This is a genomic window from Eikenella exigua (assembly GCF_008805035.1).
Lineage (GTDB): Bacteria > Pseudomonadota > Gammaproteobacteria > Burkholderiales > Neisseriaceae > Eikenella > Eikenella exigua.
On the sequence record NZ_CP038018.1, the window covers coordinates 1,308,623 to 1,323,901 of the forward strand.

Sequence of the window (15,279 nt, forward strand, 5' to 3'; positions counted from 1 at the left end):
GTACCTGGGCGGATCTGCTCCACTCTACGCCTACTGGTGGGTCTGGGAGGACTTGAACCTCCGACCCCACGCTTATCAAGCGTGTGCTCTAACCAGCTGAGCTACAAACCCAACATTCTCTTCGCATCTGTATCCGATTACCGATAGGTGTGGATGCTCTACCCCTACTTTTTCTCTAGAAAGGAGGTGATCCAGCCGCAGGTTCCCCTACGGCTACCTTGTTACGACTTCACCCCAGTCATGAAGCATACCGTGGCAAGCGAGCTCCTTGCGGTTACCCTACCTGCTTCTGGTATCCCCCACTCCCATGGTGTGACGGGCGGTGTGTACAAGACCCGGGAACGTATTCACCGCAGTATGCTGACCTGCGATTACTAGCGATTCCGACTTCATGCACTCGAGTTGCAGAGTGCAATCCGGACTACGATCGGTTTTCTGGGATTGGCTCCGCCTCGCGGCTTGGCTACCCTCTGTACCGACCATTGTATGACGTGTGAAGCCCTGGTCATAAGGGCCATGAGGACTTGACGTCATCCCCACCTTCCTCCGGTTTGTCACCGGCAGTCTCATTAGAGTGCCCAACTAAATGATGGCAACTAATGACAAGGGTTGCGCTCGTTGCGGGACTTAACCCAACATCTCACGACACGAGCTGACGACAGCCATGCAGCACCTGTGTTACGGCTCCCGAAGGCACCCCTCTATCTCTAAAGGGTTCCGTACATGTCAAAACCAGGTAAGGTTCTTCGCGTTGCATCGAATTAATCCACATCATCCACCGCTTGTGCGGGTCCCCGTCAATTCCTTTGAGTTTTAATCTTGCGACCGTACTCCCCAGGCGGTCGATTTCACGCGTTAGCTACGCTACTAAGCAATCAAGTTGCCCAACAGCTAATCGACATCGTTTAGGGCGTGGACTACCAGGGTATCTAATCCTGTTTGCTACCCACGCTTTCGAGCATGAACGTCAGTGTTATCCCAGGGGGCTGCCTTCGCCATCGGTATTCCTCCACATCTCTACGCATTTCACTGCTACACGTGGAATTCTACCCCCCTCTGACACACTCTAGCTATCCAGTTCAGAACGCAGTTCCCAGGTTGAGCCCGGGGATTTCACATCCTGCTTAAATAACCATCTGCGCTCGCTTTACGCCCAGTAATTCCGATTAACGCTCGCACCCTACGTATTACCGCGGCTGCTGGCACGTAGTTAGCCGGTGCTTATTCTTTCGGTACCGTCAGCAAAGGGTGGTATTAGCACCCTCCTTTTCTTCCCGAACAAAAGTACTTTACAACCCGAAGGCCTTCTTCATACACGCGGCATGGCTGGATCAGGGTTGCCCCCATTGTCCAAAATTCCCCACTGCTGCCTCCCGTAGGAGTCTGGGCCGTGTCTCAGTCCCAGTGTGGCGGATCGTCCTCTCAGACCCGCTACTGATCGTCGCCTTGGTAGGCCTTTACCCCACCAACTAGCTAATCAGTTATCGGCCGCTCGAATAACGCGAGGTCTTGCGATCCCCCGCTTTCTCCCTCAGGACGTATGCGGTATTAGCCAATCTTTCGATTGGTTATCCCCCATTACTCGGTACGTTCCGATATATTACTCACCCGTTCGCCACTCGCCGGCAGTAGTGCAAGCACTACCCCGCTGCCGTTCGACTTGCATGTGTAAAGCATGCCGCCAGCGTTCAATCTGAGCCAGGATCAAACTCTTATGTTCAATCTCTAACTTAATACTTCTGGTCTGCTTCAAAGAAATCGACAGAACAATGTTAAACATCGTCTTGTCTTCTTCTCAACAGTGCAGGTGTAAAACACCCACACTTATCGGTAATCTGATTGTTAAAGAGCTGCTGAACCGTAAAACCGACAACAAAACCGTGCCGTAAGGAACAGCGAAGATGCGGACTATACGCCTACCAAAATATTTTGTCAAATACCGGAAAACAAAATATCCACAAACAAAAACTAAATCACTAAGGTGAAATGAAATTTACCCGGCATAAATACAACTGACTACTGGCTACCTGAAAGATACCTGCACAAAAAATAGCCGAGCAACTGCCAGGCTATTAAATTCTTTCATTATAAAACTATTCAGAACAATCCACTAACTACTCCATCTTCATCCACATCAATTCGCTCTGCAGCCGGCACTTTTGGCAAACCTGGCATTTTCATCATATTGCCGCACAGCACCACAACAAACCCTGCTCCAGCAGACAACGTCAGCCCACGCACAATGATACGGAAACCTTGTGGTGCACCCAACAACTTAGCATTATCACTGAATGAATATTGCGTTTTTGCCATACAAACGGGCAACTTGTCCCACCCCAATTTTTCCAAATTAGCGATATCAGCCAGCGCCTCCGCACTGAAATCCACATCATCTGCACCATAAATTCTCTGGGCAACCATGCGGATTTTTTCCGGGATACTTTGCTCTACTTCATAAGAGAAGCTAAATTGTGCAGATGATTGTTCGATAACAGCAGCTACTTTACGCGCCAAATCCTCACCACCGGCACCACCTTTACTCCACACTTCGGTAAATGATATTTCCGCACCACGTTGTCGGCAGGCTTCAGCCACCAAATTCAATTCGGCCTGAGTATCAACACTGAATCGGTTGAGAGCTACCACCACCGGCAAGCCAAACACATTTTTCAGATTATCAATATGACGCAACAGATTGGGTAACCCTTTTTCCAGTGCAGCCAGATTTTCACCGGACAACTCATCTTTTGGTAAGCCACCGTTATATTTCAATGCCCGCACGGTAGCTACTACCACTGCAGCATCCGGCCGCAAACCGGACAACCGACATTTGATATCGCAAAATTTCTCAGCCCCCAAATCCGCACCAAACCCAGCTTCGGTAACAGCATAATCGGCCAGATGACAAGCCAAGCGTGTGGCGATAACTGAATTGCAACCGTGGGCAATATTAGCGAACGGACCGCCATGCACAAAAGCGGGCGTACCTCCAATAGTTTGAACAAGATTTGGCTTAATCGCATCTTTTAACAGCACCGCCATTGCACCTTGTGCTTTCAAATCGCGTGCATACACCGGGCTACCGTCTTTGGCATACGCCACCAACATATTACCCAACCTCTGTTTGAGGTCGGCAACATCTTGGGCTAAACAGAATACAGCCATCACCTCGGAGGCAACAGTTATATCAAAACCATCATCACGCATCACACCATCGGTAGTTCTGCCCAATCCCCCGATAATATTACGCAAATGGCGATCATTCATATCAACTGCACGCCGCCACAGAATCCGTTTTGTATCGATATTGAGCGCATTACCATAGTAGATATGATTGTCGATAAGAGCAGCCAAAAGGTTATTTGCGGCACCAATAGCGTGAAAATCGCCAGTAAAGTGCAGGTTAATATCTTCCATTGGCAGCACTTGGGCATAGCCGCCACCAGCCGCACCGCCTTTGATACCAAACACAGGGCCGAGTGAAGGCTCACGCAGGGCAATGACAGCATTTTTACCGATGCGATTGAGCGCGTCGGCCAAGCCGATGGTTACTGTAGTTTTGCCTTCCCCGGCCGGCGTGGGGCTGATGGCAGTCACCAAAATTAGCTTACCTTGCTTTTCAGGTAGCCTGAATGCATCCACAGGATGGATTTTGGCTTTATATTTACCATAATGCTCCAACTGCTCCGGTTTCAAGCCAAGCTTGGCAGCGATTTCGTCAATATGCCGGATGGAGGCAGCTTGAGCAATTTGAACGTCGGACAATTGGGGCATAACGGTCTCCAAATAAAGAGTTGGAAAAGAAGAGCGTAGCTCTAGGGATTGTACTCTAAATCAGTTGATAAGAAGCGAATATTCATCATTATAGATACAACATATCATGTAATCACTAAAAAATATTGATGCAAGATGGCAAAGTGAAAGTTGAGATACAAACAAAAGGGCGGGTACGCCCCCGCCCTTCATCACTTCCTTTTTATACTCAAACTTAACCCGTTATTTTCAAAGCCGGGAATAAGCCTCGCAAACCAGCCAATACAATCTCCACCGCAATTGCTGCCAGCAGCAGGCCAGACACGCGGTTGATGATCTTGATGCCAACACTGCCAAGTATTTTGCTCAGTCTGGCCGAACAGGCCAAAATCAAATAACAGGTTACCCCCACCATAAAACAGGCGGCCAGAAGTTGTAGTGCACCCACCCACGTTTCCACATGACTGCTATAAATGATAATGATAGAAAATCCGCCCGGACCAACGATAATCGGTGTAGCCATCGGCACCACGGCAAAGGTAAATTGTTTCTCCGGCGGCAGGCTTAAATGCTCCTTATTTAAACTAGGTTTCACCGGATTATCCTCGCCTCCCATCATGTTCATGGCAATCACAAATACTAAAATGCCTCCAGCAATCTGGAAGGCTGGAATGCCGATGCCTAGAACTTTCAACAACGGCGTACCAATTACCCCGGCCACCACCATACAGACAAAGGCGCTAATCGCTACCAGGCGCGCGGTTTTACGCTGCTCCTTCAAAGTAAAATCCACTGTCTTATCAACAAAATATCCAAGTGCAATCAATGGATTATTTAGAGCAATCAGGCCAGTGAACAAATACAGGATATGAGTAATCATCATTTCTCTCAAAACATCAAATCAGTCAGATAACAGCGCCACGGCTTCATCTACGCTCGGCATGGCTGCGAAGCGCCCACGCATAATATCGAAATTATGATGCTCATACAGCTCTTTAGCCGACCAGCGGCCATTATCCAGCGTGCTGTTGGCACCTTCTGGCAAAATCACTTCAAAGCCCAAATCGCTGGCAGCCCGCACAGTAGTTTCCACACAGTATTCAGTCATCATACCAACCACCACTAAGCGCTCAACTCCGTTGCCACGCAGGTAATCCAGCAAATCCGTACCGCGAAAAGCGCTGCTATACCATTTATCCACTACTTTCTCACCGGCCTGCGGCGCAACGGCGGCAGCAATCTGCCAACCGGGCGAGTTTGGCGCAAAGGGCGAATCCGCCTCGTTATGCCGCACATAGATGACTTCGCGCCCATGCGTACGGGCAGCAAGCAACATTCGGCTGATGGCATCCAACATTTCCACCCAGCGATAAGCTCCCATATCCAGCAATGCCTGCTGGGTGTCTATAACCAACAAAACCATTTTCTTCATTATGCTCTTTCCGTGGCTAATACTACCTGAAAATACTCGCCGCAATAAAGCTTAAAATACCCGTTTTCTGATCTGAGTAGAATACCCCCAGCATTGGCCGGAGAACTGCCACTATTCTATACAGGCAATGCAACCTTTGCCATTACCAGACACCACACTATGTCAAATGTATTGCAGATTCAACACATATATCATTACTTCTGCCAGCAAACATACAATCCGCAACAAAGGCTACCTGAAATTTCAGGTAGCCTCCACCGCCCTACATCTTGCTCTGCTGATTACTGATGCCCATCAACATAGCAACAATGATCATGATAGAAAGCGTGGCCGTGCCGCCGTAACTCACCAATGGCAGCGGCACACCCACTACCGGCAGGATACCGCTCACCATGCCCATATTCACAAACACATAACAAAACAGCGTCATAGTGAGTGCACCGGCCAAGGTGCGGCTATAGAGCGTAGGGGCTTTGGCAGCAATATAGAGACCACGCCCCAACATGATGGTATACACCGATAGCAGCAGGAGATTGCCAATAAGACCGAACTCTTCACCATACACAGCGAAGATGAAATCCGTGGTGGACTCCGGGATATAGTCAAGATGCGTCTGTGTGCCATTGAGCCAGCCCTTACCCCACACGCCGCCGGAGCCGATAGCAGTCATTGACTGCAAAATATGGTAGCCCGCGCCGAGTGGGTCTTTAGTCGGATCGAGCAGGGTCAGCACGCGGGTGCGCTGGTAGTCATGCATACCGTATTGCCACAACAGAGGCAGCGAAGCAAAAAAGCCGACCACGGCCACCGCAATCACCCTCCACGGCAGCCCCGCAAAAAATATCACAAACAGCCCGGACGCCATAATCAACACAGCCGTACCCAAATCAGGCTGCCTCAAAATCAAGAAGCCCGGTGCAACTATCAGCACCAATGCAGCCAAGTAATGCTGCCAGCCCAGCTCCGTTTCGTGTTTTTGCAGATACCACGCCACCGTCATTGGCAGCGCAATTTTCATCAACTCTGAGGGTTGCAAACGGATGATGCCCAAATTCAACCATCGTTGCGAACCATTCACAATCACACCGAAAAAGTGCACCCCCACCAACATCAGCAGGCTCACCCCATACAGCACGATGGCGAAGTTGCTCAGCACCTGCGGCTGAGTACGGGCAATGCACCACAGCAGTACAAAGCCCACTATCGTGTGCAGGGTTTTGTTTTCCAGCTGGCCGATGTTCTGGCCGTCGGCCGAATACAGCAAAAATAGGCTCATCACATAGATGGCCAGCATGCTGTAAAACAGCCACATGTCCATCGGATCCCAAATTTTCCGCCAGTAGCGGCGGATAGCGTGTTTAGACGGGTGCTGCATATTATCGGACCTCGGATGTGGCAGCTGGCAAGCTACCTGAAACCGCCCGATAGGCAGACAGGGTGCGTACCGCTTGGACGTTAATCAGCGGATACTCTACCTGCCTCATCGCACCATCTCTCGGTACAGCAAGCTTGGGCAGCGGCAGGTTTTTACCGTTTTCGCCCTGTAGTTGCATCAGGTAAAAATCGGCCAACTGGCGCGCCACCGGCGCGGCATTCGCACCCCAGCCACCGTTTTCTAGCAGCACAGCGATGGCGATTTTTGGATTCTGTGCCGGCGCAAAGGCAATAAACCAGGCATGGTCACGGTGGCGTTCGGCCAGCGCGGCCGCGTTATACGATGCACCCTGCCGAATCTGCACCACCTGCGCTGTGCCGGTTTTGCCTCCCATGCTGTATTTCAGCCCCACGCCCATGCGCCAAGCCGTGCCGCCCGGGCGCAACACGCGCTCCATGCTTTGCTTCACAAAAGTGAAATATTCCGGCTTGAACGGTAGGGTGGCACTGGGCTGAGTACCGACTAAAATGCGAGTTTGCTTTTGGTGGTCAGTGAGCTCGCGTACCAAGTGCGGGCGATACCTCACGCCGTTGTTAGCCAGTATGGCGGTGGCGTGCGCCATCTGTAGCGGCGTGTAAGCGTTATAGCCCTGCCCGATGCTGATAGTAACCATATCAGCGGCGCGCCACTGGCGGGCAGATTCGTTGCGCGAATTGGCAAAACGGCGCGCTTTCCACTCGGGGCTAGGCAATATTCCTTTGTATTCATTAGGCAAATCAATGCCAGTTTGCTGGCCAAAGCCGAAGTGCTCCAAATAGGGATAAGCTTTTTCTATGCCCATTTCGTAGCCTAGGCGGTAGAAAAAGGTGTCGGATGACACTTGGATGGCCTTACCCAGATTGGCTGAACCGTGCCCGCTGCGCACCGAATCACGGAACTGGTGGCGGCTGCCGGGAATGCTCCACGCGCCGGGCGCAGGCAGCACAGTGTTGGGCGTAATCTGCCCGCTTTGCAACGCAGCCATGCCCATAAACGGCTTAAAAGTGGAACCGGGCGGATACAGACCTTGGGTAACGCGGTTGATGAGCGGACGTTGCCAATCGTCGTTCAGGCTTTTCCATGTATCGCTGTCGATGCCGTCAATGAACAGGTTGGCATCGTAAGTCGGCTTCGATACCAAAACCAGCACACCGCCTGTTTGCGGATCGATAGCCACCACTGCGCCGCGCCGGTTGCCCAACAGTTCACTAGCTTTCTGCTGCATGCGGATGTCGAGCGACAGGCGCAGGGTCTGCCCGCTCGCGGCTGGTGCGGTTTTCAAGGTACGCACTATATTGCCCTGCGCATCTTTTTCCACTTCCTGATAACCGGGCACGCCATGCAGCTGCTGCTCGTAATAGTTCTCCAAACCCATTTTGCCGATGTGGGTGGTGCCGCGATAAAGCTCGTAGCGGTCTTCGCTTTCCAACTGGTCACGGTCTTTGTCGCTGATGCGGCCGATGTAGCCGATGATGTGAGTAGTGAGCCCACCGTAGGGATATTCGCGAAAAGTGCGTGCATTCACTTCCACACCTTTGAAGCGGAACAGCACCGCTGCCAACCGAGCGGCTTCTTCGGTGCTCAGTTTCAATTTCAGGGGGATGCGTTCGTAGGAGCGGGATTCGGCACGGAAACGCTGGAAGCGCTTCACATCGGCCTCGCTGATTTCCACATACGGGCGCAAAACCGGTATCAAATCCTCAACTTTCATCTCCAATTCGTTGGGGATGACTTCCAGTGAATAGGCTGGATAATTGTGAGCCAGTACCACGCCGTTCACATCGGTGATTTCACCGCGAATCGGCGGGGTAGGGATAAGGGAGATACGGTTGGCAACGGCCTTGTCCACAAATTCATCGTACCTGGCCACCTGAAGCCGCACAAACTGCCATACCAGCACGCTGAAGAATATTAAAATTATAGCAAATGCCACCATCAAGCGCAGCAGATAATCCTTCTGCCGGCTACGGGACGGCGCTTTAGCGGGCGTGTAATGGCGGCGCGACTTCATTTACGGGAACGGCGGTAGTGGTCGATGGCGAGCATCATGTTATTCAACTGCGGCCACAACAGGCCAGTGAGGAGCGAAGGCAGCCACAACCGCCACAGAGGAAACGGCTGCTGCTGAAACAGGCTGACCAGGAAAACCACCAGCTGGCTAACCAACACTGCACCCGCCACTGCTACAGCCTGCCAGCCGAAGGAATTGAGCACAACCTGCCGCCGGTTGCGTTCAATCAAAAATGCGGCCACACTATAAGCCAAGCCGTGCTGCCCCAGCAGTGAATTGGTGCCGATATCCACTAGCAAGCCAAGACAGAACGCCACACCGATACCGATAAGCCGCGGCCGGTGCAGCAGCCAATAAGCCAGCATTATCAATGTGAAATCAGGCAAAGGAAACACCCAGGGCGGGGGCACTGGGACGAAATCGAAGAGCAACGCCAGCAAAAAGCTGAATGCCACCCAGCGTTTGGGTGTGGATTCTTTAAGCGGGGAGATCGGAGACATGCTTATTCCTGCGTATCTTGTTCGGTTAGCGGCTCGGAAGCGGCTTCAGGTAGCCTTGCAGACACTTGCGGCTTCTGAGGAATCACCAGCACATAGCTGCTGCTGCTCAGACTGGCTGACGGCGTCAGCACAGTACGGTAATACGGCGTACCGGAATTGCGGTCAGCATGTGCCACTTTGGCAATCGGAATGCCGGCTGGGTAGATACTGTCAATACCAGAAGTAACCAGCAAATCGCCCTCTTTCAATTCGGCCGACACTGGAAAATAACGCAAATCCAGCGTTTCACCGCGCCCGTACACCAGTGTGCGTACGCCGGTTTCAGCCACCATCGCCGGAATCACCGACTGGCGGTTGTTAATCAGCGCCACCTCCGCTGTGGCCGGCTGTACGGTGGTTACCTGGCCAATTAAGCCTTTTTCGTCACTCACCGGATCACCCACCTGAATCCCGCTGTTACTGCCTTTAGTAATCAACAGACGATCGGCTCGCGGGATACGGCCATTAGATACGATTTCCGCCAGCACTGCCTTGGGCGCAAGCAGCGACTGCAAACGATTCAGTGTTTTCAGCTCACTCAATTCGCGCGCCGTCGGCGCTTGCAGCTGCAACTGCATATTCAGACGGGCATTTTCTTCTTTCAGGCGTGTGTTTTCGGCGAGTAGCTGCTGTTTGTCGCGCATAAATGCCATGCCGCCACTCACCCATTCTGCCGGCTGGCGTGCCACCCACTGCAAGGGATAAAGCCCGGTCGCTACATAAGATTTAGCCTGCCGCAATGCCGCATAACGGTTGTCCAGTACCATCAATGCCATTGAGGCAATCCCCAGCAACACCAGCTTGCCGGCAGAGCTGATAATCGGGCTGACAAAATTGATTTCTTGCGACATAAAGGGAGAATAACAGGCAGGTTACCTGGAAACCGAAGACACCGCGCAGGCAGGTCTGACACAAAACAAACTAAGTGGCATCCCGCTCCGATTTTGCAGCACATGGGATGCCAGGATAAATCAAGGATTGGGCACAAACACAGAGTTCATCTTGCCGATTAAATCCAGCGCCTTGCCGGAGCCACGCACCACGCAGGTAAGCGGGTCCTCGGCAATGCTCACCGGCAGGCCAGTTTCCTCAGCCAGCAAACGATCCAAACCGTTGAGCAGTGCACCGCCACCGGTGAGCACTAGGCCACGGTCAGCAATATCTGCGCCCAATTCCGGCGGAGTCTGCTCCAATGCGTTTTTCACAGCCTGCACGATTTGGTTTAACGGCTCAGCCAAGGCTTCCAGCACCTCATTGGAACTGATAGTGAAAGCACGTGGGATACCTTCGGCCAGATTGCGTCCTTTGGCTTCGATTTCGCGCACGGCATTGCCCGGGAAGGCCGTGCCAATGGTTTTTTTGATTTCTTCAGCGGTGGCTTCACCAATCAGCATGCCGTAATTGCGGCGTACATAATTGATAATGGCTTCATCAAACGCATCACCTGCCACACGCACAGAATGGGAATACACCACACCAGACAAAGAGATGATGCCAACTTCGGTCGTACCACCACCGATGTCCACTACCATGGAGCCAGTCGGTTCTTCAATCGGCAAGCCTGCACCGATGGCTGCTGCCATTGGCTCTTCAATCAGATTCACAGAGGCCGCACCAGCCTGTTGCGCCGAATCGTGAATCGCCTTGCGTTCCACCTGGGTTGAGCCGCAGGGCACGCAAATCACAATGCGCGGAGCGGCAGCAAAGCGACTGTTGTTCACCTTGCGGATAAAGTGCTTGAGCATTTTCTCGGTAACATTAAAGTCGGCAATCACCCCATCCTTCATCGGGCGCACCGCCTGAATGCCGCCTGGCGTACGCCCCAGCATACGCTTGGCTTCCGCACCCACCGCCACCGTGGCATTCTTATTGTTGCTCATGTCGTTGGGGAGAGCCACCACCGAAGGTTCGTCCAAAACGATACCGCGGCCTTTGATGTAAATCAGAGTGTTGGCCGTACCTAAATCGATGGCCAGATCATTAGAGAAATATCGGGTGAGAAAGCGGAACATTTTGCTTTAAATCCTAGCGTTTGAATACTGATGAATACTTTAAAGAAACCAAGCCTATGGAGAGACCGGCGCTGCTTTGCGCAACCTTATTCTTATGCCGTGCCGAGAGGCAGGCTTTTAGGCTATAATTCTAACTTTGCAAGCCAGTCTCAAAAGAAACGCGTAATGATACCTGAGATTGGGCTGTTTGCTAAACATAATTTAAGGAATTTTTATGTCGCTTACACTTTCCGACGTTGAAAAAATCGCCCGCCTCTCGCGTTTGAGCCTAACTGAAGCTGAGAAAACCACCACCCTCGACGAACTCAACGGCATTTTCGCCATGGTAGAGCAGATGCAGAGCGTGAACACCGACGGCATCGAACCGATGACCCACCCGCACGAACTCGCCCTGCGCCTGCGTGCCGACCAAATCACCGAAGCCGACCACACCGCCGAATACCAAGCCGTTGCCCCCGAAGTGCGCAACCGCCTGTATATCGTGCCGCAAGTAATTGAGGAATAAACTTTCAGGTAGTTTTTTCTCAGGCTGAGTCCTTTACAAAACTACCACCAGCAGCATATTTGGAACGTTGTGCCAGATCGCTCACCTACCTAATGGCATGTCTGCGCTCGCTATGCTGCGACAGCCAAACAAATTCTTTTCCTTTACAAAGCAACGAGTCACAGACAGCACAACGTTAGTACGACAAGGTAAACTAACGCCGCAGTGGGATAAAGTAAGATGCTTAGTGAAATGCCCTAAACTGCATTCTTAATTCGGCAACTCTAGCAAAGGCCTCAAGCTACCTGAAGCACCCCCCCACGGAGCAAACATCATGAGAAAACTCTTCCTCACCGCCCTCTTGGGCATTCTCGCCGCCACTGCCCACGCCGGAGCCAGCCCGGCCGAACGTGAAGCCAACCCTAAAGCTGCCGCCATAGCGCAAACCAAGCTCGGCGAAGACGTGCTCCTCTACAACTACCAAAGCGACGGCGACGGCGCCTACACTGCCTATCTTTATCCCGACACCATCCAAGCCCTCGGCGGTGGCTGGTATTCCGTCGTATCCCGCCACCGCTCGCAACGCACTGGCGCTGAGCCCTATATGCTGGTATCCGACTGGGTATTCTGCGGCAGCGGCAAACACCAATCCGTGATGAGCGCACTGGCCCTGTTTAACTCCAACGGCAGCCTAAACGGCTTAAAAGATACCCACCCCTATGCCAAGCCTGCCGAACTGAGCGAAGAAACTGTCAATGAACTCAACGCCGTGGGCGGCGAAGACCAGCACACCGCCAAAATGGTACAAGCCGTGTGCGGCCACGTTAGTGCAGCCAAATAAACCTGCCCGCAATATTTTCAGGTAGCCTCAAAGCAGCAAAGGCTACCTGAAAAACCAAAGAACCCCATGCCATCCGAGCAACAACACCTACACGCCGCCGCCGTTAGCCACATCCGCCAATGTTTCAGCCGCCTCAAGCAGCAGGCTGAGCAGGCAGGCAAAGAAATTGCCGCGTATTATTTCTATTTGGTGGACGACTTTTTTGCCGCTGGCAACGCCGCGATTACCCATCAGGATTTAGCTGCCTTTGCTGCCAAGTATAGGAAAGAGTACAAAAACTGCACCATCCTGCAGGTGATTTGGGATGGCAGATGCACACTTTATGAAGGCAAAACCGAAATCCAGAATGCTTCAGATAACTGGCTGGAAAACCAAAGCGAGCTCTACCAAGTTGCATACCGCAGCATAGAAAATCTAGATGATGACGACATCTATCAGCAAAAACGCACCGAATACGAAACAGCCCTGATAGCCGCACTGCAACAATGCGACCAAGAAGGCCTGTTCGGCAATCGTGCTGAAAACGGTATATTGCTGTTTGCGTTTTATATTGATGATTATGATGAAAATGACGAACAATCGCTGCTGTACCGTTCCGCCACGCAGCTCAACCAACCGGATACTTACCAAAAATTGATAGGTTGATATTTTCAGACGGCCTCAAAAAGCAGCCTGCTCCATTAACCCTTTAAAATTCCAATTATTTTCAACCGAAAGACCCTCATGACCCAATACACCCTCAAACAAGCCAGCCAACTGCTGCAATCCAAACAAATCTCCGCCGTCGAACTGGCCACCGAATATCTTGCCGCTATTACCGCGCAGAACCCGGCAATCAACGGCTACATCACCCTCGACCATGACAAAACCCTCGCCGAAGCCCGTGCTGCCGATGCGCGTATCGCAGAAGGCAACGCCACCGCACTTACCGGCGTACCCATCGCCTACAAAGACATTTTCTGTCAAACAGGTTGGCGCAGTGCGTGCAGCTCCAAAATGCTGGACAACTTCGTCTCCCCCTACACTGCCACCGTCGTCCAAAATCTGCTCGACGAAGGCATGGTAACGCTCGGCCGTACCAACATGGACGAATTCGCTATGGGTTCGACCAATGAAACCTCGTTCTACGGCGCAACCAAAAATCCGTGGAATCCCGAACACGTCCCAGGCGGTTCGTCCGGCGGTTCCGCAGCCGTTGTTGCAGCACGTCTTGCTCCTGTCGCACTCGGTTCGGACACCGGCGGCTCTATCCGCCAGCCTGCCTCACACTGCGGCATCACCGGCATTAAACCTACCTACGGCACGGTTTCCCGCTTCGGCATGGTTGCCTACGCGTCCAGTTTCGACCAAGCCGGTCCGATGGCGCAAACTGCCGAAGACTGCGCGATTTTGCTCAATGCGATGGCGAGCTTCGACGAGCGCGATTCCACCAGCTTGGAACGCAACAAAGAAGACTATACCCGCGATTTGGACAAACCGCTCAAAGGCATGAAAATCGGCCTGCCTAAAGAATATTTCGGCGAAGGCGCGGATGCCGATGTGCAGGCTGCTTTGCAAAACGTCATCAACCTTTTAAAAGCGCAAGGCGCGGAAACCATTGAAGTTTCCCTGCCGCAAACCGCCCTGTCCATCCCCGCTTACTACGTCCTCGCTTCCGCTGAAGCCAGCACCAACCTTTCCCGCTACGACGGCGTGCGCTACGGGCACCGCGCCGCCCAATTCAGCGACCTAGAAGAAATGTACAGCAACACCCGCGCCGAAGGTTTCGGCAGCGAAGTCAAACGCCGCATCATGATTGGCACTTATGTGTTGTCGCACGGCTACTACGACGCCTATTACCTGAAAGCCCAAAAACTGCGCCGCCTCGTTGCCAACGATTTTCAGACGGCCTTCGCGCAATGTGACTTCATCCTCGCCCCGACTGCGCCCACCGCCGCCCCCAAACTCGGCAGCGACATCCACGACCCCGTGCAGATGTACCTTTCCGACATCTACACCATCGCTGTGAATTTAGCTGGCTTGCCCGCTCTAACCCTGCCCGCAGGTTTCAGCAGCAGCGGACTGCCCATCGGCGTACAATTTATCGGCAACCACTTCTCCGAAGCCAAAATCCTTGGCGCAGCGCATCAAGTACAGCTGGCGAGTGATTGGCATACGAAAGCGCCGGCGTGAAAGTTTTCAGGTAGCCTCTGTTTTGAGGCTACCTGAAAATAAGAATAAAGTTCTTGGAGATTAAGAAACATGGCTCAGTTTGTTCCCAGCCTAAATGAAGCTATACAACGGATGGATACGGTAGGTGAGCGTAGTGTAGCAAAATTTTTGAATCAGCATTTGCCAGAAGATAGTATTGTTTGGTGCAATATTCCGGTTGGAGACAAACGTTTGCATGCAGACTTTCTGATTCTGTTGCCGAAGCTGGGATTACTGTGTTTGGAAGTGAAAGATTGGAAGTTAAAATCGCTCAACTATTTTAATCCGCAAAAATGTGAACTGATGGTAGATGGGCAAAGCATTATGCAAAAACACCCATTAGAACAGGCACGAGGTTATATACAATACACTGCCAACCTACTGAAACAAGATAAATATCTGCTACAAAAAAGCGGAGCATATCAAGGAGCTCTAATATTTCCCTATGCACACGGAGTAGTGTTTACCCATCTAGCACATGCTGAAATCAAAAAATTAGATGAAGCAGCCGGCAATGCCGTATTCAAGCAACTATTCCCTATCAAACAGACTTGGTATAAAGAAAGTTTACAAGAAAAATCTTCCGAGCGCGTTTATAGCCGC

At 51.9% G+C, this 15,279-nt stretch carries 12 protein-coding genes, 1 tRNA gene, 1 rRNA gene and 1 pseudogene; 5 read left to right on the forward strand and 10 right to left on the reverse strand.

Annotation, left to right across the window (positions count from 1 at the left end; translation table 11 throughout):
* Nucleotides 1–34: 34 nt before the first annotated feature.
* The 10 genes from EZJ17_RS06815 to EZJ17_RS06860 all read right to left on the reverse strand — a co-directional run bounded on the left by EZJ17_RS06815 (nucleotide 35) and on the right by EZJ17_RS06860 (nucleotide 11,161).
* A tRNA-Ile gene (locus EZJ17_RS06815) sits at nucleotides 35–111 on the reverse strand.
* A 68-nt stretch (nucleotides 112–179) separates the two neighbouring features.
* Nucleotides 180–1,720 (reverse strand): 16S ribosomal RNA (locus EZJ17_RS06820).
* A 377-nt stretch (nucleotides 1,721–2,097) separates the two neighbouring features.
* On the reverse strand, nucleotides 2,098–3,774 hold the full coding sequence (locus tag EZJ17_RS06825; RefSeq protein WP_067441198.1) for a formate--tetrahydrofolate ligase: 1,677 nt from the start codon (nucleotides 3,772–3,774) through the stop codon (nucleotides 2,098–2,100).
* Nucleotides 3,775–3,988: 214 nt separating this feature from the next.
* On the reverse strand, nucleotides 3,989–4,636 hold the full coding sequence (locus tag EZJ17_RS06830; RefSeq protein WP_231868045.1) for a MarC family protein: 648 nt from the start codon (nucleotides 4,634–4,636) through the stop codon (nucleotides 3,989–3,991).
* 18 nt (nucleotides 4,637–4,654) lie between these two features.
* On the reverse strand, nucleotides 4,655–5,185 hold the full coding sequence (locus EZJ17_RS06835) for a cysteine hydrolase family protein (protein WP_151086337.1): 531 nt from the start codon (nucleotides 5,183–5,185) through the stop codon (nucleotides 4,655–4,657).
* 262 nt (nucleotides 5,186–5,447) lie between these two features.
* A complete protein-coding gene (gene rodA / locus EZJ17_RS06840; RefSeq protein ID WP_067441203.1) occupies nucleotides 5,448–6,560 on the reverse strand; it encodes a rod shape-determining protein RodA in 1,113 nt (370 codons plus the stop codon).
* Nucleotide 6,561: 1 nt separating this feature from the next.
* A complete protein-coding gene (mrdA, locus tag EZJ17_RS06845) occupies nucleotides 6,562–8,610 on the reverse strand; it encodes a penicillin-binding protein 2 (RefSeq protein ID WP_151086338.1) in 2,049 nt (682 codons plus the stop codon).
* Nucleotides 8,607–9,110, reverse strand: coding sequence for a rod shape-determining protein MreD (gene mreD / locus EZJ17_RS06850; RefSeq protein ID WP_067441206.1), 504 nt, complete (start codon nucleotides 9,108–9,110; stop codon nucleotides 8,607–8,609). The genes mrdA and mreD overlap by 4 nt, the downstream gene beginning before the upstream one ends.
* A gap of 2 nt (nucleotides 9,111–9,112) precedes the next feature.
* Nucleotides 9,113–10,000 carry a rod shape-determining protein MreC gene (mreC, locus tag EZJ17_RS06855; protein WP_067441209.1) on the reverse strand — a complete coding sequence of 296 codons (888 nt, stop codon included), beginning with the start codon at nucleotides 9,998–10,000 and terminating at the stop codon, nucleotides 9,113–9,115.
* Nucleotides 10,001–10,120: 120 nt separating this feature from the next.
* On the reverse strand, nucleotides 10,121–11,161 hold the full coding sequence (locus tag EZJ17_RS06860) for a rod shape-determining protein (RefSeq protein WP_067441210.1): 1,041 nt from the start codon (nucleotides 11,159–11,161) through the stop codon (nucleotides 10,121–10,123).
* A 214-nt stretch (nucleotides 11,162–11,375) separates the two neighbouring features.
* On the opposite strand from EZJ17_RS06860, the gene gatC reads away from it, so the two are divergent.
* The 5 genes and pseudogenes from gatC to EZJ17_RS10640 form a co-directional block, all read left to right on the forward strand.
* Complete coding sequence (gene gatC / locus EZJ17_RS06865) at nucleotides 11,376–11,666, forward strand: Asp-tRNA(Asn)/Glu-tRNA(Gln) amidotransferase subunit GatC (RefSeq protein ID WP_067444010.1); 291 nt, start codon at nucleotides 11,376–11,378, stop codon at nucleotides 11,664–11,666.
* 313 nt (nucleotides 11,667–11,979) lie between these two features.
* Nucleotides 11,980–12,486: a hypothetical protein gene (locus EZJ17_RS06870; protein ID WP_067441213.1), complete on the forward strand. Its 507-nt coding sequence runs from the start codon at nucleotides 11,980–11,982 to the stop codon at nucleotides 12,484–12,486.
* Nucleotides 12,487–12,552: 66 nt separating this feature from the next.
* Nucleotides 12,553–13,131 (forward strand): DUF4303 domain-containing protein, encoded by a 579-nt coding sequence (locus tag EZJ17_RS06875; RefSeq protein WP_067444014.1) that lies wholly within the window; start codon nucleotides 12,553–12,555, stop codon nucleotides 13,129–13,131.
* A 78-nt stretch (nucleotides 13,132–13,209) separates the two neighbouring features.
* Nucleotides 13,210–14,658 carry an Asp-tRNA(Asn)/Glu-tRNA(Gln) amidotransferase subunit GatA gene (gatA, locus tag EZJ17_RS06880; RefSeq protein ID WP_067441215.1) on the forward strand — a complete coding sequence of 483 codons (1,449 nt, stop codon included), beginning with the start codon at nucleotides 13,210–13,212 and terminating at the stop codon, nucleotides 14,656–14,658.
* 111 nt (nucleotides 14,659–14,769) lie between these two features.
* Nucleotides 14,770–15,060 (forward strand): annotated as a pseudogene (locus EZJ17_RS10640) (NERD domain-containing protein); the annotation flags it as partial.
* Nucleotides 15,061–15,279 lie beyond the last annotated feature (219 nt).

Excerpts from the sequence above, each read along its gene's own strand:
- EZJ17_RS06825 (WP_067441198.1), bottom strand. The coding sequence starts at position 3,774 with ATGCCCCAATTGTCCGACGTTCAAATTGCTCAAGCTGCCTCCATCCGG.
- EZJ17_RS06830 (WP_231868045.1), bottom strand. The coding sequence starts at position 4,636 with ATGATGATTACTCATATCCTGTATTTGTTCACTGGCCTGATTGCTCTA.
- EZJ17_RS06835 (WP_151086337.1), bottom strand. The coding sequence starts at position 5,185 with ATGAAGAAAATGGTTTTGTTGGTTATAGACACCCAGCAGGCATTGCTG.
- rodA (WP_067441203.1), bottom strand. The coding sequence starts at position 6,560 with ATGCAGCACCCGTCTAAACACGCTATCCGCCGCTACTGGCGGAAAATT.
- mrdA (WP_151086338.1), bottom strand. The coding sequence starts at position 8,610 with ATGAAGTCGCGCCGCCATTACACGCCCGCTAAAGCGCCGTCCCGTAGC.
- mreD (WP_067441206.1), bottom strand. The coding sequence starts at position 9,110 with ATGTCTCCGATCTCCCCGCTTAAAGAATCCACACCCAAACGCTGGGTG.
- mreC (WP_067441209.1), bottom strand. The coding sequence starts at position 10,000 with ATGTCGCAAGAAATCAATTTTGTCAGCCCGATTATCAGCTCTGCCGGC.
- EZJ17_RS06860 (WP_067441210.1), bottom strand. The coding sequence starts at position 11,161 with ATGTTCCGCTTTCTCACCCGATATTTCTCTAATGATCTGGCCATCGAT.
- gatC (WP_067444010.1), top strand. The coding sequence starts at position 11,376 with ATGTCGCTTACACTTTCCGACGTTGAAAAAATCGCCCGCCTCTCGCGT.
- EZJ17_RS06870 (WP_067441213.1), top strand. The coding sequence starts at position 11,980 with ATGAGAAAACTCTTCCTCACCGCCCTCTTGGGCATTCTCGCCGCCACT.
- EZJ17_RS06875 (WP_067444014.1), top strand. The coding sequence starts at position 12,553 with ATGCCATCCGAGCAACAACACCTACACGCCGCCGCCGTTAGCCACATC.
- gatA (WP_067441215.1), top strand. The coding sequence starts at position 13,210 with ATGACCCAATACACCCTCAAACAAGCCAGCCAACTGCTGCAATCCAAA.